We start from the raw sequence: 21,443 nt of genomic DNA on the forward strand, positions 1-21,443 counted from the left end.
CCGCCAACTCATCACGGAGCCGTTCCACCTCCCCCAGCCTCATGCGCAGAAGCTGCCCACGAGCAGGCAAGATCACCCGACGTAACGAAGCACTACTAGGTCCCGTCTTCCGGATCACGCCGGGCTCGCCGGGTCCGGTCCGGAAGACAGGGCCTAGGGTCGGGGCATGACCTCACTCGTGCAGCCGCCCTTCGGGAACTTCGACGCCGCCCACCCCGCGCTGGAGGTCGCCGGCCGGCTGGCCGAACCGGTCGCCCGGGCCCTGGAGGACTGGGCGGACGCCGGGGCGGCGCGGTCGGTGCTGTACGTGGAGACCGACCCGGAGAAGGCCGACACGGCGGTCTTCGCCCAGGCCTACCAGGTGCCGCTGGAGGCCTCCGCGAACTGCGTGGTGGTCGCCGCGAAGCGGGGCGGCGAGACCACGCTCGCGGCCTGCCTGGTCCGCGCCGACATGCGGCTGGACGTCAACTCGGCGGTACGCAGGCACCTCGGGGCACGCAAGGCCTCCTTCGCGCCCGTGGACACCGCCGTCGCCGAGACCGGCATGGAGTACGGCGGGATCACGCCGGTCGGGCTGCCCGGCGGGTGGCCGCTGCTGATCGACGCGGCGGTGGCGGACGCCCCGTACGTCCTGGTCGGCAGCGGCAGGCGGCGCGGCAAGCTCATCCTGCCGGGCCGCACCCTGTCCCTGCTCCCCGGCGCCACGGTCCTCCCGTCCCTCGCCTCCTGACCACCCCGACACGGCCCCGGGCCAGGAGCCGCCCGCCCGCCCCGGCCTCCCGCCGGCGCGCAGCCTCGTCGTCCGGCGCGTCCGGACTCGCAGCGGGGTCCCGGGAGGTCGGGACGGGTGCCTCATGTGCCCGGGACGGCGGCGCTGCGAAGGTGGGCGGGCCGCCGGGGGCAGCCCGCGGCGCACGACTCCGTGGGGGGATCGACATGACGGCCACGTCCACCGGCCCGGCGCAGATCGTCTGGGACATCACGTACTCCTGCCCCCTGCGCTGTACGCACTGCTACTCGGAGTCCGGCAGACGGCCCTCGCGCCAGCTGGACCGCGCGGAGCTGCTGCGCGTCGCCGACGGCCTGATCGAGCTGGGCCCGGCCAGCATCGCGCTGGCCGGCGGCGAACCCCTGATGGTCAAGGGGGTGTTCGAGGTGGCGGAGCGGCTCGGCGCCGCCGGCATCGAGGTGATCCTCTACACCGGCGGCTGGTCGCTCGCCCCCTGGATGACCGACCCCATCTCCCGGCTGTTCTCCCGGGTCAGCGTCAGCCTCGACGGGGCCACCGCCGGGGTGCACGACCGGATCCGCGGCCGCGCAGGCTCCTTCGACCGGGCCATGAAGGCCCTCGGCCTGCTGGACGCCGCCGCCCGCGAGCGGCGCGGCAGCGGCGAGCGCGAACCCTGGCTGGGCATCGACTACGTCGTCGTGCGGAGCAACTTCCACCAGCTGGAGGAGCTCTGCACGACGGTCTCCGCCCGATTCCCCGAGCTCGGCTTCGTCTTCTTCGGTGCCGCCGTGCCCGCCGGCCTGGCCAGCCGGGCCGGTTTCCAGGAGCACGAGCTGATCTCCGACGCCCAGGCCGCCGAACTCGCCGACGGCGCACGGGCCGCCCGCTGCCAGGCCCTGGTGCCCGACACCCTGCGGATCCGCACCACCGACAACTCCTTCCTGTGGATGTACGACGTCGCCACCGGGCCGGGCGGCGGGTTCCACGCCCTCCAGGTCGAACCCGACGGCGCGGTGCGGGCGATGCCCATCTACGAGGGGACGGTCGGCAGCCTGCTGACCGATCCGCCCGCGGAACTGTGGCGGCGCGCCGTCGCGCGCTGGAGCGACCCCTTCGTGGTCGAGACCCTCTCCCCCGTCGCCACCATGGCCGGCTGGGCCCGGGCGACCCGCGCGGTCGACCAGCGCTTCGCCGCGCCCGACGACCTCGACCGCATCGCGCGCCGCCCGCTGTTCGCGGCTCCGCGCGCCTGACGGGCGGGGGCCACGATGGACACGATCCCTGCCCCTGCCGGCACCCGCGCCGGACCGACGGGCGGCCCGCCCCACGACCGGCCCCACGACCGGCCCCACGACCCGCCCGACGGCCCGTTCGCCGACGCGGTGCGCGCGCGGCTGGACCGGGCGGGCGCGACCGGCTGGCGGGTGGAGACCGGTGGGTTCTGGTGCCGGGTGAACCCGCCACGGCACCGGCACCGCGTACAGGGCTGGAAGCTGCACCTGTCCGCCACGCCGCTGTCGGCGCCCGAGGTGCTGGACCGCGCGGCGCGGGTGCTGATCGGGCACGGCTGCGCCTTCAAGTTCGCGGCGACGGTGGACGGCGTCCGGGAGCTGGTGTCCCGGCACGCCCCGCGCGGGGGCGGCGGCAAGTTCCTCACCGCGTACCCCGAGGGGGACGAGGTGCGGCTGCGGGACCTGGCGGCGGAGCTGCACGCCGCGACCGAGGGGCTGCCGGGCCCCGGCATCCTCTCCGACCGCCCGTACCGCCCCGGGAGCCTGGTGCACTACCGGTACGGCGCGTTCACCGGCGTGCCGGTGCTCGGGAACGACGGGACGTACGAGGCCGCGCTGCTCGCCCCCGACGGGACCCTGGCTCCCGATCCCCGGGAGGCCTGGTACGCGCCGCCCGCCTGGGCGCCGCGCGACCCGTTCGCCGCCGAGGACGCGCCCGGCGTACGGCGGCCGCGGCCGGGGGCCGTGCTGCTCGACGGCCGGTACGAGGTGCGCCGGGTGGTCCGGCACTCGTTCCAGGGCGGGGTCTACCGGGCCGTGGACCGGACCACCGGCGCCGCTGTGGTGGTCAAGCAGGGCCGGGCGCATGCCGCGGCGGACCTGACGGGCCGTGACGCGCGGGACGCCAGACGGCACGAGGCCCGGATGATGGAGCTGCTCGCGCCCACCGGGGTGACCGCGCGCCCGCTGGGGCTCTTCGAGCAGCAGGGCGACGTGTTCCTCGTGCAGGAGGCGGTGCCCGGGACCACCCTGCGGCGCTGGGCGGCCGACAACTCCCGTCCGGGCGAGGACTCCTGGGGTCCGGGGACCGGGGCCGCAGTGCGGCTCGCGCGGGACCTGTCCTCGGCCGTGGCGGCCGTGCACGCGGAGGGGCTGGTGCTGCGGGACCTGACCCCGTCGAACGTGATGGTCACGCCGGAGGGCCGGGCCCGGCTGATCGACCTGGAGCTGGCGGCCCGGCCGGGCGAGGCGGTGGTCCGCTCGGGAACACCCGGCTACCTCGCGCCGGAGCTGCGGCGGGCACCCGCGTTCGGCCCGGCGCCGGGCCCCGCGGCGGACCTCTACGGCCTCGGCGCCACCCTCTTCTGCCTGGCCACCGGCCTGGACCCGGTGCTGCCGGCCGACGAACCCGAGGTGCGCCCGGTCCGGGAGCGGATCGGCGAGTGGCTGGAACTGCTGGCCCCGGACAACGCCGCGGCCCGTGCGCTCGGGCCGCTGGTCCTCGCCCTGCTGGACGACGACCCCGCCCGGCGCCCGGACCCGGCCTCGGTACGGGCACGGCTGGACGCGGCACCGGGCGCGGCGGCGGACGCGGCCCGAGCCGACGGGGCACGTGCACATCCGGTACGGGCCGGCGCCCCGCGTGCACATCCGGTACGGGCCGCCGCCCCGCGTGCACACGCGGTACGGGCCGGCGGCCCGACGGCGCAGGCGGCACGGGACGACGCGGGACCGCCACCGGCGGTGCGGGACGACGCGGCGGCCCACGGGGGCTTCGGTGAGGACGAACTGAAGCGGGCGGTCACCGACGCGCTGGAGCACCTGCTGGCCACCATGGACCCGGAGGACCCCGACCGGCTCTGGCCGACCGGACCGTTCGCCGGCCGGGCCGATCCGTTCACGGTCCAGCACGGCGCCGCCGGCGTCCTGGGCGTCCTCGTCCGCGCCGCGACCGCCACCGGCACCGGCACCGGCACCGCCGCCGGCCAAGACCCGGCGCTGCGCGCGGCCGTCGCCGCGGCGGCCGGCTGGATCGGGCGGCACGTGCACCGCGAGCCACGGGCCCTGCCCGGCCTGTACTTCGGCCGGTCCGGCACCGCGTGGGCCCTGCTGGAGGCCGGCCGGCTGCTCGGCGACCGGACGACCCAGGCGCTGGCCCGCGAGCTGGCCCTCCGGGTGCCGGTCAGGTCGCCGAACCCGGACGTCTGCCACGGCACGTCCGGCGCGGGCCTGACGCAGCTGCGGTTCTGGGAGGCCACCGGGGACGAGCGGTTCCTCGACCGGGCGCGGGAGGCCGCCGACACGGTGGCCGGCGCCGCCCGGGAGCGGGACGGCGGGGCGCGCTGGACGGTGCCGGCCGGCTTCGACTCGGCGCTCGCGGGGGTGAGCCACTACGGGTTCGCCCACGGGGTGGCCGGCTGCGGTGCCTTCCTGCTGGCGGCCGGGCGGAGCACCGGGGAGGAGCGCTACCTGCGGCTCGCCGGAGCCGCGGCGCGCACCCTGGCCGGTGCGGTCCGGTCGGAGGGCGGCGCCGCGTACTGGCCGGCCGACGACACGCGGGCGGCGCACCGGACCCACTGGTGCAGCGGGTCCTCCGGCATCGGCACCTTCCTGCTCAGGGCGGGCGTCGCGAACGGGGACGACGCGCTGCTGTCCCTGGCGCGCCGGGCGGCCGAAGCCTCGTACCGCACCCGCCGCCACGCGTCGCCCGCGCAGTGCCACGGTCTGGCCGGCGACGGGGACTTCCTGCTCGACCTGGCCGACGCCACCGGTGAGGAGTCCCACCGCGAACGGGCCCGCGAGCTGGCCGCGTTCACCCGGGCGCGGCACGCGCTGCGCGACGGCCGTGCGGTCGCCCCCGACGAGACCGGCGCGGCGGTCGTGGCCGACTACGGCACCGGGCTGAGCGGCGTCCTGGCCTTCCTGCTGCGGCTGCGGTACGGCGGCCCGCGCCTGTGGCTGCCCGACGCGGCCCTCTGAGCCCCGTACCGTCCGCGGCTCCGGGTCGCTGGCGGTGCGGTGACACCCGTCCGACGAGTGGAGGGAAGGAGGTGAACACCATGGAGCAGCTCGACCTGGAGGTCGGCGTGGAGGCCCTGCAGTGGCTTCAGGAGGAGGAGTCCGACAGCGCCCTCTTCCCCTGCACGGTCACCACGACCTGTGACTTCAGGACGCTCTGACCGTCCCCCGGCGGTACGGCTCCCCGCGGCGCACACCGGCCGCGGGGGGCCGTACCCGTGCCGGCCACGGTGGTCGTGCGCGTCACCGGCCGTCCCTTCCGTCCGGGCTGTGCGGGTGAAGCGGCGGAACCCCGGCGGGTCCGCGTCGTTGGTCACGGCGCCCCAGGAACGGGGCCCGTGACGAGGAGAAAGACCCAAAATGTTCAAGAAGATCATGCTCACCGCCGTTGCGACCGCCGCGGTGGTCGGCACGGGCGCCGCCGTGGCCGCTCCCGCGATGGCCATCGGCAACGACGACGGCGTGAAGACCGTCAACGGCAACGGGGCGGAGCAGGTCTACGGCAACCAGGCCACCGAGGGCCTCATGAGCCCGCAGGCCGCGCTGATCCAGGGCACCGCGAACAAGCTCTGCCTCGGCGTGCCCGCGAAGGTCAACGCGCAGTCCCTGGTGGCGATCATCGCCAACGTCGGCGTCCAGGACATCCCGGTCCTGTCCGCGCCGCAGACCCAGCAGTGCGCCGAGAACTCCACCCAGGCCAAGGGCGACGAGCCGATCTCGCACATCGCGAACGACCTGTCGGTGCTGGCCGGCAACGGCGCCGTCAACAGCTGACGGCCGACTGCCCTCGGACGCGGCAGGCGGCGTCCGGCGGGGCCCCGGCGACGGTTGCGCACCGTCGCCGGGGCTCCGGCGTTCCCGGGTCAGATCTCCCCGTCGGTCTTCAGCTCCAGGCGGACGTTGGTGTCCGCGGTGCCGTTGTTGGTCACACAGGCCGTGTAGGAGCCCGCGCCCGGGAAGTTGCCCCAGGAGGAACGGAGTTCCGCGGCCCAGGCGGTGACCAGGCCCGGGGAACCGACGACGGTGACCCCGTTGTACTGGAGCTTGAACTTCGCGCCCTGGCCGGTGGCCCGGCCGTCCGCGCGCACCTGGTACCCGGCGTACTGCTGGACGCAGCGCTGCTCGCCCGGGTGCAGGGTGCCGCCGTAGAACTGTCCGGCGGCGGCCGGCCCCGCGGTGCCCAGCAGGACGGCGGCGCAGGCGGCCGCGAAGCCGGTGGCGAAGAGGGACCTCTTGAGGGCGCGGTCGCCGAGGGCGGGGCGCTTCGTCGCGGTGGTGTTCATTTCGGGTGTCCTTCCTGGTGGGAGGTGGTGCCCGGGGTGCTGTCCGGCTCCCCCTGGCACTGCTCACGGTAGGAGCGGCCGCCGTCCGTCCGACACGCCGAAAAGGGTTCAACTCCCGCTCAATACCTGGTCATCGGGTCCGCTTCCGGTCCGGGCGGTGGTATCACCGGGGAGGGGGGAGGCGAGGGGATGACCACGACACGGCTGGCCGACCGGTTCGCCGAGGCGCGGGCGCGGGGGTTCGTCGGGCGGTCCGCGGAGACGGCCGTCTTCGAGCGGATCCTGGCGTCCGGGCTCGGGGCGGTGGTCCACGTGCACGGCCCGGCCGGGATCGGCAAGACCACGCTGCTGCACCGGTTCGCCTGGCTCGCGGACCGGGCGGGACGGCCGGTGGTGACCGCGGGCGGCGCGGACGCGGAGGGCCTGTGCGCGGGGCCGGGCGCGGTGGTGGTCGTCGACGCGGAGGGGGCCGAGGCGCTCGCGGAGCGGCTGCTGGAGGAGGTGCCGGCGGACACGGTGCTGGTCCTGGCCGGGCGGGAGGCGCCCCCGCTGGCCTGGCGCACCGACCCGGCCTGGCAGGGCCTGCTGCACCCGCTGCGGCTGGGGCCGCTGCCGACGGAGGAGAGCCGAGAGCTGCTGCGGCGCCGGGGCGTGCCGGAGGAGGAGCACGGCCGGGCCCTGGAGTTCGCCCACGGGCACCCCCTGGCGCTGGCCCTGATCGCCGACGTACGGGCGCAGGGCCCCGGGAGGGACCCGAGCCCGGGGCAGCCGGCCTGGGTGGTGACCACCCTGCTGGAGGCGCTGCTGGACGCCGTGCCGAGTCCGGCGCACCGGGCGGCGCTGGAGGCCAGCGCCCAGGTGCTGGTCACGAGCGAGCCGTTGCTGGCCGCGCTCACCGGGGTGCCGGACGCGCGGGACCTGTTCGACTGGCTGTGCACCCTGTCGGTCACCGAGTACGGCAGCCGGGGCATCCACCCGCACGACCTGGCCCGGTCCGTGCTGGACGCCGAGCTGCGCTGGCGGCACCCCGGCCGGCGGGCGGAGCTGCGGCGCCGGGCCGGCGCCTACTACCAGCAGCTGTTCACCGACGGGGACCGGGCGCGGCAGCGGACGGTGCTGGCCGACTTCGCCTACCTGCACCGGGACAGCCCGCTGGTGGGCCCGCTGCTGGCGCCGGTCACCGGCGGTGCGGCCGGTGCGGCGCGGCTCGACGCGCTGTCCATCGCGCCCACCCGGGAGGCCGAACTGCCGGCCCTGCTGGCGATGGCCGAGATGCACGAGGGGGCGGACTCGGCGCGGCTGCTGGCGCGCTGGTGGGGGCATCCGGCCGCCTCGTGGGGGACGGTGAGCGCGGACGGGGAGGGGCCGGTGGGCTTCTACCTGCTGCTCGCCCTGGGCGACACCGGCCCGGCGGGCGCGGCGGACCCCGGGGACCCGGCGGTGCGGGCCGCCCGGGGCTGGCTGGCGGGCGCGGGGGCGCTGCGGGCCGGGGAGCGGGCGCTGCTGGTGCGGAGCTGGCTGGCGCGGGACGGGTACCAGGACGTGTCGCCCGTACAGACCCTGATCACCCTGCGGCTGACCCACCACTACCTCACGGACCAGCGGCCGGCGGTGACGCTGCTGCCGTTCGCGGATGCCGCGTTCTGGGCGGCGGGGTGCGCGTACACCGACTTCCGGCGGGTGCCGGAGGCGGACTTCTCGGTGGGCGGGCGCGGGTACGGGATGTTCGTCCACGACTGGCGGGTCACTCCCCCGCTGGCCTGGCTGGGGCTGCTGACGGAGCGGGAGGCGGCGCCCGACCCCCTCGCCGTGAGCCCGCCGGCGCCGCCGGGTCCGCTGCGGGTGCTGGACCACGACGCGTTCGCCGAGGGGGTACGGGAGGCGCTGCGCGGGCTGGGCCGGGCCGGGGGCCTGCGGGAGTGCGTGCTGCTGCGCTCCCGGCTGGTGGCGGACCGGGCGGGGCCGGAGGCAGGGCCCGACGAGCGGGCCGCGGTGCTGGCGGGTGTCCTGCGGGAGGCGGCCGCGGAGCTGGAGGCGGCCCCGCGGGACCGCCGGGCGTACCGGGCGCTGCACCACACGTACCTCCAGCCCGCCGGCACCCAGCAGCGCGCGGCGGACCTGCTCCGCCTCCCGATGTCGACGTACCGCCGCCACCTGGCCGCGGGCGTGGAGCGGCTCACCGAACGGCTGTGGGGCCGGGAACTCGACAGCTGACGCGGACGCGGGGTGTCCGGCTCAGGAGCGGGCCGGGGGTGCTCCGCCGGCGCGGGCCGGGGGCGTTCGGCCGGCGCGGGCCGGGGGCGTTCGGCCGGCGCGGGCGGCCAGGCGGTGGCCGGTCAGGCCGGAGGTGAGGAGGCCCAGGAGCAGCACGGCGAGCGAGACGGCACCGCCCGAGGTCCAGTCGACGTCGCCGGCGCGTACGGCGAGCACGGCGCCGGCGGCGAGTGCGACGCCCGGTACGGAGATCAGGGCGGGCCTGACGCGGCGGAGGTCGTCCTCGGCGAGCGTGCCCAGGACGCCGATCCCGAGGGCCAGGGCCCAGACGCCGAGGGACTGGGCGTCGGTGCGGTTCACCTCCCAGGGGACGAACTCCGCCCAGAAGCCGGGCAGGAAGAGCAGGCCCGCGCCGGTCCCGAGCCAGGAGGAGCCGAGTACCGCCAGCAGCGGCCTGGACCAGGCGGGCGGCGGTACCACCGGGCCCCGGAGGGGTGTGGCGGGCCGGGTGTACTGGCGGGCGAGGCAGAGTACGGCGGCCAGGGCGAGCAGGCCGAGCACCGCGACCCAGCCCAGGCTGAAGAGGGCGAGGAACAGCGGTCCGCCCTCGGCCGCCTGGAGCTGACCGGCGTTCAGGACGGCCACCGCGAACAGTCCGACCAGCACCGTGACCAGGGGGAACACCAGGGTGCGGGCCTCCTCCCAGCGACGGGCGCGGGCGAGGGCGAGGAGGCCGGGTGCGGTGCCGAGCATGGCGGCGCCCACCAGGCCGGGGCCGACCGGCGAGGGGGAGGTCCAGGGGCCGGCCACCCGGCCGGCGAGTGCGCCGGCCGTCAGGAGGAGTCCGGTGAGGGAGCTGGTCACGGCGACCGTCGTGGCCAGCAGGGCCACGACGGGGGCGAGTGCGCGGCCGTCGGCATCGGACGCCTCCGTGGGGGCTGGGCCGGGGGTGGGGGTGGGACTGCTCGTGGGCTGGGCGGTGGGGTGGGTCGTGAGGTGGGTCGCGGGGTCGGCGGCGGGGGTGCCTGTGCCGGGTTCGGCCGCGTCGCTCATCGGGGCTCCCTGGTCGGCGCTGGGGCGGGGGTGGGGCGGGCCGTGCGTCGGGGTGGTGCGGGGCCACCTGGTCGGGGCCCGGGGGCTACCTGGTCGGGGCCGGGGCCGGGGTCCTGGCGCCGACCGGCGGCGGGGTGGGCGTCCGCTTGAGGAGCTCCCGGGCGTACAGGACGCGCAGGCTCACCACGGTGGTGGCCGCGGTGGAAAGCACGCCGCAGCCGATGGCGACGGCCGCGCACAGCGCGGCGGGCCGGTCCAGGCCCAGCAGGCGCTCCAGGGGCAGGGCGGCGCCGCCGGAGAAGACGGGTGCCAGCAGCAGCCCGACCAGGTGCACGCGCCACTCCTCGCGCGCCCAGCCGCGGCCCTGCCGGTGCGCGCGGCGCTGGCGCAGGACCATCACCGCGTACGTGGCGGCGTACGGCAGCAGGAACCCCAGCAGCAGACGTCGGCCGGCGGCGCCCCACTCCAGGAACGCGGCCCCGACCCAGACCAGGGCGGGCAGCGCGGCCAGGTGCGCCAGCAGCAGGACCGGGGCCGGCACCCAGCTGCCCGTGACGCCCGGCACCTCCGCGCGCCGGTCCAGGGCGCGGGAGGCGGCCAGGGCACCGAAGGCGACGACCGAGCCGAGGTGCATGACGGCGACCTGGTTGACCTGCTCCATCGACAGGCCCGGCATCAGGTACGGCAGCGCGCCCCACTCCAGGCGCAGCAGCGGCGCGGTCATCAGGAAGCCGTAGCAGAGCAGCATCCAGCGCTGGTGCAGGTCGGGGTGGCGGCCGAGGGCGGCGATGATCCCGTAGGTCACGCTGAGCACGGTGCCGACCAGGATGGTGGCCAGCACGATCCAGAACGCGGCGCCGCCGAAGGCGTCCTCGGGCGCGGTCCTGGCCAGGTAGAGCGCCGCGCCCGCCATGGACGCGTACACGGTGAGCGCGAAGAGGACGCCCGTCGCGCGGTGCAGGCGGGGGCGGCGCCGGATCGCGGAGAGCAGCTGGACCGGTCCGAGGACCATCAGCAGTCCGCCCAGCACCGAGTGGACGACCAGGGGCAGGAGGCTCCGGCCGTAGGGGCCGGTGCGGTCCGCGACGGCCTCGGCGACGTACTCGGGCGAGACCGTCTCCGCGAGCAGGCGTTCTCCGAGGGCGGGGGCGCCGGGGCGGGCGTAGGGCCACAGTTCGGTGGCGGCGACGGGCGCGTAGGCGAGGCAGACGGCCACGACGGTGACCACGGCCACCCGGCCCAAGGCGGCGTTCCCCGGTCGGTGCACGGCGACTCCCCCTCAATAGTCCTCTCTGGACTATGGGGAAGGTAAGGGGGAGGCCGGGCCGGGGTCAACGGTGCGGCGCGGCCTCAGTGTTCGGCGGTGCCGCCGTGGTCGGGTGCGGTGCCGCCGGGGTCGGGTGCGGTGCCGCGGTCACCGCCGTGGTCGGGTGCCTCGCCGCCGCGGTCGCCTTCGTGCGCGCGGCCCGCGACCCACTGCCAGAAGTCGACCATCATGCGCTCGTAGCGGATGCCGAACTCCAGGGCCTCGCGCTGGCCGGGCGTGAGCAGGGCGCCCACGCTCTCGGCCAGGTGCTCGTAGTCCGCGAGGGTCCTGTGGTGCTCGTCGAGCTGGACCGGGGAGAGGACCTCGGGCCGCGCCCCGAACCAGAGCTTGAGGATGCCGCGTTCGCGGGCCTCGACGGGGACGAACTCCGGGTCCGCCAGCCACGCCGCGAGGGCGGTGCGGCCGGCTTCGGTCAGGGTCATCAGGCGCCGGTTGCGCCCGCCGGCCTGGCGCGACTCCGACAGCAGGCCGGCCGCCACGAGCCGGTCGCACTGGGCGTAGACCTGGGCGTGCGGCATGGACCAGAAGGGGGCCACGGTGCGGGCCGCCTCGACCTTCACGTCGTACGGGCTGGCCTCGCCCAGCTTCTCGACGATGCCGAGCACGAGGTACGAGGGCGTGGTCAGCCGGGACTCGGCCATGGGAGCCGCTCCTGACCGCGTGTCAGCCCTGTGCGGCGGGAGCGGCCCCGAGCTCGTCGAGCTCCCAGGCGTGGCGCTTGAACTCGCGCCGGAAGTCGGGGTGGTCCTCCCACTGGCGGGCGACGCCGCGCAGGACGTCCCAGTTGTGCTCCAGGGACTGGTCGATGATGCCGCGCATCTTCGGGTCGGCGGTGGCGCGCTGCGCGATGATCCCCTTGATGGCGGAGGCGCCGAGGACGGTGTTGCGGAGGGCGCGCAGGGCGCGCGAGGTGTCGTCCATGCCCCAGCCGTGGTCGTTGCCGTCGGCCGGGTCGAAGACCGGGGTCAGGCGGGCCTCGATGAAGGCGGTGATCCGCTCGAAGTGCTGCACGTCCACCGGGGCTCCGTCTCCTGCCGTGCCGCGGTGCGGGCCGGCATCGTCTTGCGTGTGTGTCGGGTGGCCGCGTCGCGTGCGCGGGCCGAGGTGCAGGATAGCCGCGGTCTTCGGCGCGGAACGGGTCCGCCCCGGCCCGGGCGGCTCCCGGGACGGGGCGGACGGGGTGTGGCACGGGCGGGACTGCCGGGCCGGCGGGGCCGCCGCCCGGTCACGGGCTCGGAGGTCCGTACGACCGCGTGGCCCGGCGCCCGGCGGTTTCCCCAGAACTCGGCTCCACGCTGCCAGGAACAGCCGTGAACAGGCATGATGCACGGCATGGCCATGGACCCCGACCGCGTTCCGGTGCGTACCGCCCACCCCGCGCCCCTCGTGTTCGGCGCCGGGGCGGCCGTCGGCGTCCTGGGCGGGATGGTCGGGCTGGGCGGCGCGGAGTTCCGCCTGCCGCTCCTGATCGGCCTGTTCGGGTTCGCCGCGCTCTCCGCGGTCATCCTGAACAAGGCGATGAGCCTGGCCGTGGTCCTGGTCGCGCTCCCGGCGCGCATGGCCGCGGTCCCGGCGTCCGCGCTGGCCCCGCACTGGCCCGTCGCGGCCAACCTGCTGGCCGGGAGCCTCGCGGGGGCGTGGGCCGGAGCATCGTGGGCCGTCCGGATGCGCAGCGCCACCCTCCACAGGGTGCTCGCGGCCCTGATGCTCCTCATGGCGCTGGCCCTGGTCGTCGCCCACACCACCGCCCTGGGCACCCTCGCCCTGCCCACCGCGGTGCAGGTCCCGCTGGGGGTGGCGGCCGGCTTCGGCATCGGAGTGGTCGCGGCCGTGATGGGCGTGGCCGGCGGCGAGCTGCTGATCCCGACGATCGTCCTGCTGTTCGGCCTGGGCATCAAGACGGCCGGGAGCCTGTCGCTGCTGGTGTCACTGCCGACGATGCTGGTCGCCTTCGCCCGCTACAGCCGGGACGGCAGCTTCGCCGTCCTCGGCGCCAGCCTCCGCTTCACCCTGGTCATGGTCGCCGGCTCGGTGGCCGGAGCGGCCCTCGGCGGCCTCCTGCTCGGGGTGTTCCCCGACCTGTTCCTGATCCCCGCCCTCGGCGTGATCCTGGTGGTGTCCGCCGTCAAGCTCGCCCGGCACGGCTGACGTCCCGGCGTACGCCGCCACGCCGCGCGGGACGGGCCGGCCGCCGTGCCGGGGTACGGCCCCCGGGGCGCGCCCCCGCGGAGGTGCGCGCCCCGGGGTCTCAGTACGCGACCCCGACGGCGCGGCGGTGCGTGTCGGGGGCGTCGACCAGGGACAGCATCGCGTGGGCGACGTCCGCGCGGCCGATCGTGCGGGCGCTGCGCGGGTTGCCGTCCAGGGCGGTGCGGTAACGCCCGGTCGCGGGGCGGTTCTTCAGCATCGGGGGGCGGACCGAGGTCCAGTCCGTGCCGCTGCGGGCCAGTTCCGACTCCATCACGGCGAGGTCGGCGTAGACGGGTGCGAACACGGACTTCACCAGGGCCCCCACGATCCGGTCCACGACGGGCTCCCCGGGCGGGGGCGTGCCGAGCGGGGCGGCGCTGACCACCAGCAGCCGGCGGACGCCGGCCGGTTCCATGGCGGCGAGCACGGCCCGGGTGAGGGTGGCGGCGATGCCGCCGGCCGCGTCGGCCCGGCTGCGTGCGCCCAGGCCGGAGAGCACCGCGTCGTGCCCGGCGAGGGCCCCGGCGAGCGCGGCCGGATCGTCGAGGCCGGACCGGCGCACGGCGAGGCCCGGCCCCTGGATTTGGAGCCGCGCCGGATCCCGTACCACGGCCGTCACGTCGTGCCCCGCCGCCAGTGCCTGACGGACGATCTCCCGGCCGACCCCTCCGGTCGCGCCGAACACCGCGAGCTTCATCGCGCACCCCCTCCATCGTCGCCTTCCCCACGCCGGGGTGAGCGACCCTCAACTTAGCCGGGTCCCGGAGGAGCGGCCGCCCGCTCCCCGGGTCCGCCGGAGGGGCCGCCCGCGAGCCCCGGCGAGGGAGCGACGAGGGCGAACGGGCCGTCGGGGCCCGGCGGGCCGCGCCCCGCCCACCGTCCGTCCACCCGCCGTCCAGCCGCGGGCCGGCTGCCGTCCATCTGTCACCCACCCGTCGTCCACTCGCCGTCCACCCACCGTCCGGCCCGCCTCCGTTCGGCCTCCGGCCGGGCTCCGTTCCGCGTCCGGGACAGCCGCCCCCGGGGTCCGGGACCGCCCCACGCCGCACTCGGCGCCCCTCGCACCCCGGCCGGCCCAGGGGCCCCACGGCGGCCTCCTATGGTGCTGAGCGCAGACCGGCCCCGACCCGTGGGGCCGGCCCGACGCGCAAGGAGAGCACCGTGATGCGAAACGTTCGAGGACCGGGATCCCGCACGCGCACCTGGACGGCCGCCGCCGCGGCCGCGGCGGCCCTGACCGCCACCCTGGCGACCGGGACCGCGCAGGCGGACCCGGGCGGCTTACCCTCGGCTCCCGGTTCCACCGTCGCCGCCTTCGAGGGCGGGACGCTCGACATGGCCGGGGACTGGGGTGCGGCGAAGGCCTGCCTGGTCTGGCGGGCGGCGGGCACGGTCGAGTGCTTCCGGACACTGGGCGAGCTGCGGTCCGTCGAGGCCAAGCTCGCCGACCGTGCCGCGGGCACGGGGGCCCGGTCCGCCTCCGGGGCGCTGGCGGCCTGCTCCTCGCCGCTGGAGCTGTTCGAACACGGCTGGTTCGGCGGCCGCCGGCTGGTCTTCTACGACCGCGGATACTGGCAGAACCTGGGCGGCTGGGGCTTCAACGACCAGATGTCCTCGTACAAGGTCGGCGCCTGCTACGCGCACCTCGCCGAGCACAACGACGGCGTGGGCTACTGGTACCCGGGCAACACCGCGCCCTGGGCCCAGGAAGGCGCGCTCCGCTCCGGCTGGAACGACCGCGTGAGCTCCATCAAGCTCGACTGACCGGGGTCCGGCCGCCGGCCGGACCGGGTGCCGCGCGGGTGTCCACTCCCCCCGCCCGCGCGGCACCACCGTCCCGACTCCGGCGCCCCTGACAGGAGTTGACCTTCCTGTGTAATGTCACATCGCATGATGGTCTTACGTCGCGCCGCCCTCGCGGCCGCCCTGCTCGGCGCCCTCGCCGCCGCCCTGCCCGCCGGACCCGCGCTCGCCGCCGGTGCCACCCCGCCCGGTGGCGCGCCGGCCGCTCCCCCGTGCCGCACCGACCCCGCCGTCGTGCCGGACGCGGAGCAGGCCCGGCTCGCGGATCCGCGTACCACGGCCCTGGTCGAGCGCGGGGAACTCGACGCCTTCGTACGCCGCTTCCCCGCCGCCCTCTGCACCACCCGGGACGCGGCCGGCGCCGACGGGCTGGTCCGCGTCTGGGGCGAGGCCCTGTTCGCGGCCGCGGTGGAACGGGCCCAGGGCCGGCGGCCCGGCGGCGACCTGGCACCGGGCGACGACCGCCCCCTGTACTGGGCGCGGCTGGCGATGACCGTCGGACTGGCCCGCTGGCAGCCGGAGTTCCCGGTGGACCGGGACGCGCTGCGCACCTCCTTCGAGGACGCCTCCCGGGGCCTGACCGGCAACGCGTTCCGCGGCACGCCGGGCGTCCGGCGCCTCTTCGTCAGCGGCTTCGACCCCTTCGGCCTCGACGCGGAGCTGCGCCGCGCCAACCCCTCCGGCTCCGCCGCGCTCCGCCTCAACGGCCGCCGCGTCACCCTCGCGGACGGCACCCGCGCCGAGATCCGCGCCGTCGTGCTCCCGGTACGCTACGGCGACTTCGACCGGGGCCTCGTGGAGCGCGCGTACGGCCCCCGGATGACCCCGGGGCCCCGCGCGGCCGACCAGATCACCAGCATCAGCCAGGGCTACCCCGGGCTGTTCACGCTGGAGGAGTGGGCGGCGCGGGCGCGGTCGGCCGACCCGTACCCGGACAACGCCCGCGCCCTGTCCGGCGGCACCCGCGAGCACCCGGTGGTGCCCGCCGGGGTCGGCCCCGGCGCCGAGTTCATCAGGACCAGCCTGCCCACCGGCCCGATGACGGCCGTCCAGGCGCCCTTCCCGGTACGGCTGAACGGCACGGTCACCGAGATCCCGGCCGGGGAGACCCGGCCGGCGGACCGCCCCGACGGTCCCACGCCCGGCTCGCGGGCGGTGGCGGGCGGAGGCGGCGGCTACCTCTCCAACGAGGTGGCGTACCGATCCAACCGGCTGCGCCTGGAGCTCAACCCGGGCCTGCCGGGCGGGCACCTGCACACCCCGGTGCTGACCGGTCTGCCGGCCGATCCGGCCGAACTCACCGGGCCCGCCTTCGAGGAGAACGAGACGGCGATCGCCGAGCAGGTGCTGGCCGTGCTGCGGCACTCGGCCGACGGGCCGTACTGATCCGGCCGTCCGCCGGCGTCCACCCACCGCCCATCGGCCGCCCACCGGCGTCCGCCCGCCCGGCTCGGGCCCGCGCCCCGCACAATGGGGCGGCCAGCGGGACAGGACGACCAGAGGGGGACGGACGGTGGGCGCGGTGGGCTCGGGGAACGTGGGGAACGTGGCGAACGCGGGGGCGGGGACGCCCGCGGTGCGGGTGGAGCGGGACGGACCGGTGTTCACCGTGATCCTCAGCAGGCCGGAGGCGCGCAACGCCGTGGACGGGCCCACCGCCGAGGCGCTGGCCGGGGCGTTCCGGGCGTTCGAGGCCGACGAGGGGGCGGCCGTCGCCGTGCTCTGGGGCGAGGGCGGCACGTTCTGCTCGGGCGCCGACCTCAAGGCCGTGGGCACGGAGCGGGGGAACACGGTCACGGCGACCGGCGACGGGCCGATGGGGCCCACCCGGATGCGGCTCGGCAAGCCGGTCGTGGCCGCCGTCGCCGGTCACGCGGTCGCGGGCGGACTGGAACTGGCGCTCTGGTGCGACCTGCGGGTGGCCGAGGAGGACGCGGTGTTCGGGGTGTTCTGCCGCCGGTGGGGGGTGCCGCTCATCGACGGCGGTACGGTGCGGCTGCCCCGGCTCGTCGGCGAGAGCCGCGCCATGGACATGATCCTCACCGGGCGGCCCGTACCGGCCTCCGAGGCGTACGCGATGGGGCTCGCCAACCGGCTGGTGCCGACCGGGCGGGCGCGCGAGGAGGCCGAGGAACTCGCCCGGCAGATCGCCGCCTTCCCGCAGCTCTGCCTGCGCCACGACCGCCTCTCGGTACGGGAGCAGCACGGGCTGCCCGAACCCGCGGCGCTGGCCAACGAGTACCGGCACGGCCTGGTGCCGCTGGGCGCCGGCGAGACGCGGGCGGGCGCCGACCGGTTCGCCGCGGGGGCGGGGCGGCACGGGAGCTTCGGGGACGGTCCCGGGAGCCGGGGGCCCGTACCGCCGGCACCACCGGCGCCCGGACGGCCCGTGGCGTGACGTCCCCTGACGGGCCGTCGTCCGGGCGGGGCCGAACCCGGCCGAAGGGGGCGTTTACGGCGCCCTGACGGCCATGGACCACAATCGGGGCATGACCGCTCACCTCCCCCACATGGACCAGTCGCCGCCGGAGCACGGGCCCGGGTACCCGTCGGCGTACGAACCCGGGTACCCGCAGCCGGAGTACGGGCAGGGACACGCCCCCGCCCAGGGGACGCAGTACGGGCAGCCGGAACAAGGCCGGGAGTACCGGCAGGAGTACGCGCAGCCGTCCGGCCAGGAGTACGCGCCGCAGGAGTACGGGGAGCAGTACGCGCAGGAGTACGGGGAGCGGTACGGGGAGCAGTACGCGCAGGAGTACGCCGGCGAGGCCCCCGGGCAGGAGCCGGCCGCCCTCTCCCCGCTCTACGCCTGGGCCGGCACGGGCGAGGGGCCGGACCCGCTGCCGATGGTGCACTTCACCACCGACGACCAGGAGGTCGCACTCACCCCGGAGGGCCTGGGGCGCTGGCCGTTCCACGAGGCGATCCGCGAGGGCGGCTGGTACGCCTTCACGGACTACGACGGCTGGGCGGTCCCGGCCGAGACCTGGGGGGCCGCCTACCGTCGCGAGGACGACATGCTGGTGGTGAGCGGTCCCGGCCTGTGCGCGGCCTGGTACCAGGGGTCGCTCGGCGCGACGGAGGAATGGGTCGCGGCCGCCACCGCGGCGCAGAGCGTGGTGCTGCTGACGGCGCCCGTCCAGCACCCGTCGATGTACGGCTACGCGGTCGAGGCGGGCTACGCCTACGCGCTCATCGTGCCGCTGGCGGTGGTCTGACGCGGAGCGGGGGTGGCGGATCCTGGCAGATGCCGGGATCCGCCGAATCTTCCGATCATCATGCTGTATTAGTTGACCGCTGCCGATTACTGCAGCGTTCAACCAGCAGGGGGGATCCACCCACATGAGGAAGACCGCCGTCCTCGTCGCGGCCGCCGCCATGGCCGCCTCCGCGTTCGCCGTACCGCAGGCCACCGCCGCCACCCACCAGGGCGGGCTGCACTTCGGCGCGCTCCAGTTCGACGGGCCCGGTGCGGACCTGCCGCGCACGAACGCCAAGCTCAACGCCGAGTACGTGGACCTGCACAACAACACCGGCAGCTCGATGCAGCTGCGGAACTACAAGGTGAAGACGGCGTCCGGGTACGTGTACACCTTCGGGACCTTCACCCTGGGCGCCGGCAAGACGGTCCGGCTGCGCAACGGCCAGGGCACCAACACCGCGTACACGGTCTACCGGAAGAAGGACAATTTCTGGTTCAACAACTCCAGCGGTTCGGTGAACCTGTACACGCCGGCCGGCACCAAGAAGGACAGCTGCTCGTGGCGGGCGAACGGCCGCGGCTACACCACCTGCCACTGATCCGGCCACGGCCGGACCCCGGCACGGCCCGACGGGCCCCCGCCTCCGGGCGGGGGCCCGTCGGCCTCCCGGACCGGGCGGGCGCGCCGCGGCTCACGCGCCCCGCCTCACGCCGCACCACTCACCCCGGGGGCGACGAACCTCCGGTGCAGCGGGGTGACGACCACCTCCGGCTCGCCGGCCAGTCCGGTCTCCTCGACGGCGGGCAGGATGCGGTTGCCGAAGAACTCCTCGAACTGCGCCGGGGACTCCCAGACATCGGTGACGTGCAGCGCGCCGCCCTCGAACCACGCCACGTGCAGCACCGCCCCGTCCGGCCGGTCGTCCTCCCAGCCCACCCGGTCGCGGACCGCGTCGTACTGCTCCGGCCGCACCCCGTCCCAGCGCAGCGACATCACCACGGCCATGGGGTTCCACCTCCTCGCGGGCCCCGCGGCGGGTCCCAGACCCAGTAGAGCGGCGGCCCGCGGGAGCCACATCCGGAGGTGCGCCGTTCGGACCCGGCCGACACGCTCCCCGGCCCCCCGAGCCCTGCGCAAGGGGTTTCCTCCGCCCTGGGTCGGTATCCGGCCGTTCTCGCCCCCACCGGCCCGCGGCCCCGGTACGGGTGGCCGCCCCGGGTCCCGGGTGCGCCCGGCCGGCCAGGTCGGCCGGTTCTCGCTGCTCCTCCCCCACGGCTCCGCTGTACTCGCCACTCCACCGATCCCAGGGGCTGCCGCCCCCGGTTCCGCACACCCGCGGACCGGGGCGGTCCGGCGTGCCCGCACGCGCCCCCGGGGCCGGTGCCGTCCGAGGACCGAGGCGTGAGGAGCAGCCGATGGAGCCGATGGAAGCGTCACGAACACCGCAGCCGCAGCACGCGCAGCCACCGCGGCCACGACAGGAGCACGAGGGGCGGGAGACCCCCCGGCAGACGCGGCGGAAGCCCGCCGACCCGCCCGAGTTCAGCTACTCCGCGGGCACCCACAGCAAGGTCATGGAATCACTCTCGCTGCGCCGGATGGCCGCCCGGCTGCCGTCCGCGCTCGCCCAGACCGCCCGGATGGCCTGGCAGACCGACCCCCGCTCCCTGGTCTGGCTGGTCTCCGGCCAGGCCACGGCCGGGATCTGTACGGCGGCCACCCTCGCCGCGGTGTCCGACGCCATGGGCCCGCTGCTCACCGGCGGCGACGCGGAGTCCCGCATCGCGGCGGCGGCCGCGCCGCTGGTCACCGCCGCGCTGACCGCCGCGACCGGGACCGTGGCCCAGATCGTGTCGGGCAGCGCGGCGCGCCGGCTCACCCCGCGGCTGGCCACCCTGGCCGATCTGGCGATGGTGGACGCGCACATGGACGTGGAGGTCGGCGCGTACGACCAGCCGGGCTTCACCGACCGGTCGGAGGCCGCCGGGATCGGCGCGGCCCGGTCCACGATGCTGGTGAAGGACGCCATGGCCTTCACCAACGGGCTGGTCAACCTGGTCGCGGTGGCCGGGGTGCTCACCGTGGTCCACCCCGCGCTGCTGCCCCTGCTGCTGCTCTCCGTGGTGCCGCGCGGCACGGGCGCGCTGCTCGCGGCCCGGCTGGACTACTCCCTGCACAACGAGACCAACGCCTCCCGCAACATCCGCGGGATGATGCGCTGGTACCTCACCACCCACAAGCTCGCCGACGAACTGCGGTGCAACTCCATGCGCCCGTACGCGCACCACTGGTACGCGACGGTCTGCGAGCGCATCGACGCCAAGCTGATCGGCTCGGCGCCGCGGTTCCTGCGGGTCTCCCTCGTGGCGGCGGCGCTCGGCGGTCTGTTCCAGGCGGGCACGTGGGCGGCGCTCGCCGGACTGGTGCTGGGCGGGTACATGGCGCTGGCCGCCGCGGGCACCGCGATCGTCGCCATGCGCACCTCGGCCACGGCCCTGTCCTCGCTGGTGGTGTACGGGGCGTACATGTTCCAGCACGCCCTCTACCTGGAGGACTACCGCGGGTTCCTGGAGCTGGCCGCCTCGATGTCGGGCCGGCGCGGGCAGGCGGTCGCGGGGCCGCCGGCGAAGCTGGTGCTGGAGGAGGCCGCGTACACCTACCCCGGCAAGGACGCGCCGGCGCTCGGTCCGGTGAGCCTGTCCCTCTCGCGCGGCGAGATCATCGCGGTGGTGGGCGAGAACGGCGCCGGGAAGTCCACCCTGATCCGGCTGCTGACCGGGCTCACGCTGCCCGGGGAGGGCGAGGTGTACTGGGACGGGGTGCCGACCCGGGACGCCGACCAGGAGAGCCTGTGGGCCCATGTCGGGCTGGTGGCGCAGTCGTTCGCGTACTGGCCCTTCACCGCACGGGAGAACATCACGCTCGGGCAGCCGGACGAGGAGCGGGGCGAGGCCGCGGTCTGGGAGGCGCTGGACGCGGTGGGGATGCGGGAGGCGGTCGAGGACTTCCCGAACGGGCTCGACACCCTGCTGGCGCGCTCGCTGTGGGGCGGGCACGAGCCCTCGGGCGGGCAGTGGCAGCGGCTGGCCTGCGGGCGGGCGTTCCACCGCAGGCCCACCCTGCTGATCATGGACGAGCCGACCTCGGCGATGGACGCGCGGGGCGAGCACCGGATCTTCAGCGGGCTGCAGGCGATGAAGGACGAGCGGATCACCCTGATCGTCACGCACCGGATGGAGAACTGCCGCCTGGCGGACCGGATCCTGGTCCTGGAGGCGGGCCGGATCGCGGAGCAGGGCACCTTCGCCGAACTGGTGGCCCTGGACGGGACGTTCGCCGAGCTGTACCGGCTCTCGCAGGAGCGGTAGGAGGAGGGTGGTGAGGGATGCC

General features: G+C 76.3%; 19 protein-coding genes. 12 read left to right on the top strand and 7 right to left on the bottom strand.

What is annotated here, in order from left to right:
* Positions 1-166 precede the first annotated feature (166 nt).
* The 4 genes from ACIQUR_RS26755 to ACIQUR_RS26770 all read left to right on the top strand — a co-directional run bounded on the left by ACIQUR_RS26755 (position 167) and on the right by ACIQUR_RS26770 (position 5,754).
* Complete coding sequence (locus ACIQUR_RS26755; RefSeq protein WP_403669137.1) at positions 167-730, top strand: YbaK/EbsC family protein; 564 nt, start codon at positions 167-169, stop codon at positions 728-730.
* Positions 731-936: 206 nt separating this feature from the next.
* On the top strand, positions 937-1,983 hold the full coding sequence (locus tag ACIQUR_RS26760; RefSeq protein ID WP_403669140.1) for a radical SAM protein: 1,047 nt from the start codon (positions 937-939) through the stop codon (positions 1,981-1,983).
* 15 nt (positions 1,984-1,998) lie between these two features.
* On the top strand, positions 1,999-4,941 hold the full coding sequence (gene lanL / locus ACIQUR_RS26765) for a class IV lanthionine synthetase LanL (protein WP_403669143.1): 2,943 nt from the start codon (positions 1,999-2,001) through the stop codon (positions 4,939-4,941).
* Positions 4,942-5,340: 399 nt separating this feature from the next.
* Positions 5,341-5,754, top strand: coding sequence for a rodlin (locus tag ACIQUR_RS26770; protein ID WP_399942632.1), 414 nt, complete (start codon positions 5,341-5,343; stop codon positions 5,752-5,754).
* Between the two features lie 89 nt (positions 5,755-5,843).
* Here ACIQUR_RS26770 and ACIQUR_RS26775 read toward each other — a convergent pair whose 3' ends face one another.
* The gene (locus tag ACIQUR_RS26775; RefSeq protein ID WP_403669147.1) at positions 5,844-6,263 is read right to left on the bottom strand and encodes a hypothetical protein; all 420 of its coding nucleotides are present in this window, start codon (positions 6,261-6,263) and stop codon (positions 5,844-5,846) included.
* A gap of 189 nt (positions 6,264-6,452) precedes the next feature.
* Here ACIQUR_RS26775 and ACIQUR_RS26780 point away from each other — a divergent pair, with 189 nt between their 5' ends.
* Positions 6,453-8,477 (top strand): hypothetical protein, encoded by a 2,025-nt coding sequence (locus ACIQUR_RS26780; protein ID WP_403669150.1) that lies wholly within the window; start codon positions 6,453-6,455, stop codon positions 8,475-8,477.
* A 21-nt stretch (positions 8,478-8,498) separates the two neighbouring features.
* Here ACIQUR_RS26780 and ACIQUR_RS26785 read toward each other — a convergent pair whose 3' ends face one another.
* From ACIQUR_RS26785 to ACIQUR_RS26800, 4 genes are all read right to left on the bottom strand, one after another.
* Entirely contained in the window at positions 8,499-9,530 is a 1,032-nt protein-coding gene (locus tag ACIQUR_RS26785; protein ID WP_403669152.1) for a hypothetical protein, read from the bottom strand.
* A gap of 85 nt (positions 9,531-9,615) precedes the next feature.
* Complete coding sequence (locus tag ACIQUR_RS26790; RefSeq protein ID WP_403669155.1) at positions 9,616-10,797, bottom strand: DUF2306 domain-containing protein; 1,182 nt, start codon at positions 10,795-10,797, stop codon at positions 9,616-9,618.
* A gap of 83 nt (positions 10,798-10,880) precedes the next feature.
* Positions 10,881-11,498 carry a helix-turn-helix transcriptional regulator gene (locus tag ACIQUR_RS26795; RefSeq protein WP_403669158.1) on the bottom strand — a complete coding sequence of 206 codons (618 nt, stop codon included), beginning with the start codon at positions 11,496-11,498 and terminating at the stop codon, positions 10,881-10,883.
* A gap of 22 nt (positions 11,499-11,520) precedes the next feature.
* Entirely contained in the window at positions 11,521-11,874 is a 354-nt protein-coding gene (locus ACIQUR_RS26800) for a hypothetical protein (RefSeq protein ID WP_403669161.1), read from the bottom strand.
* 315 nt (positions 11,875-12,189) lie between these two features.
* On the opposite strand from ACIQUR_RS26800, the gene ACIQUR_RS26805 reads away from it, so the two are divergent.
* Entirely contained in the window at positions 12,190-13,005 is an 816-nt protein-coding gene (locus tag ACIQUR_RS26805) for a TSUP family transporter (RefSeq protein ID WP_403669164.1), read from the top strand.
* A 100-nt stretch (positions 13,006-13,105) separates the two neighbouring features.
* Here ACIQUR_RS26805 and ACIQUR_RS26810 read toward each other — a convergent pair whose 3' ends face one another.
* Entirely contained in the window at positions 13,106-13,744 is a 639-nt protein-coding gene (locus tag ACIQUR_RS26810; RefSeq protein WP_403669167.1) for an NAD(P)-dependent oxidoreductase, read from the bottom strand.
* A 467-nt stretch (positions 13,745-14,211) separates the two neighbouring features.
* Between ACIQUR_RS26810 and ACIQUR_RS26815 the strand changes: the two genes are divergently transcribed.
* The 5 genes from ACIQUR_RS26815 to ACIQUR_RS26835 all read left to right on the top strand — a co-directional run bounded on the left by ACIQUR_RS26815 (position 14,212) and on the right by ACIQUR_RS26835 (position 18,651).
* Entirely contained in the window at positions 14,212-14,811 is a 600-nt protein-coding gene (locus ACIQUR_RS26815; RefSeq protein WP_403669170.1) for a hypothetical protein, read from the top strand.
* A gap of 126 nt (positions 14,812-14,937) precedes the next feature.
* A complete protein-coding gene (locus ACIQUR_RS26820; RefSeq protein ID WP_403669173.1) occupies positions 14,938-16,236 on the top strand; it encodes a pyroglutamyl peptidase in 1,299 nt (432 codons plus the stop codon).
* Positions 16,237-16,396: 160 nt separating this feature from the next.
* On the top strand, positions 16,397-17,248 hold the full coding sequence (locus ACIQUR_RS26825) for a crotonase/enoyl-CoA hydratase family protein (RefSeq protein WP_403669176.1): 852 nt from the start codon (positions 16,397-16,399) through the stop codon (positions 17,246-17,248).
* Between the two features lie 91 nt (positions 17,249-17,339).
* Entirely contained in the window at positions 17,340-18,068 is a 729-nt protein-coding gene (locus ACIQUR_RS26830) for a hypothetical protein (RefSeq protein ID WP_403669179.1), read from the top strand.
* Positions 18,069-18,192: 124 nt separating this feature from the next.
* Positions 18,193-18,651, top strand: coding sequence for a lamin tail domain-containing protein (locus ACIQUR_RS26835; protein WP_403669182.1), 459 nt, complete (start codon positions 18,193-18,195; stop codon positions 18,649-18,651).
* A 107-nt stretch (positions 18,652-18,758) separates the two neighbouring features.
* On the opposite strand, the gene ACIQUR_RS26840 is transcribed toward ACIQUR_RS26835, so the two are convergent.
* A complete protein-coding gene (locus ACIQUR_RS26840; protein WP_403669185.1) occupies positions 18,759-19,058 on the bottom strand; it encodes a hypothetical protein in 300 nt (99 codons plus the stop codon).
* Between the two features lie 410 nt (positions 19,059-19,468).
* Here ACIQUR_RS26840 and ACIQUR_RS26845 point away from each other — a divergent pair, with 410 nt between their 5' ends.
* Positions 19,469-21,421: an ATP-binding cassette domain-containing protein gene (locus ACIQUR_RS26845; protein WP_403669188.1), complete on the top strand. Its 1,953-nt coding sequence runs from the start codon at positions 19,469-19,471 to the stop codon at positions 21,419-21,421.
* Positions 21,422-21,443: the final 22 nt, after the last annotated feature.

The sequence above is a fragment of the Streptomyces sp. NPDC101132 genome (assembly GCF_044759225.1).
GTDB lineage: Bacteria > Actinomycetota > Actinomycetes > Streptomycetales > Streptomycetaceae > Streptomyces.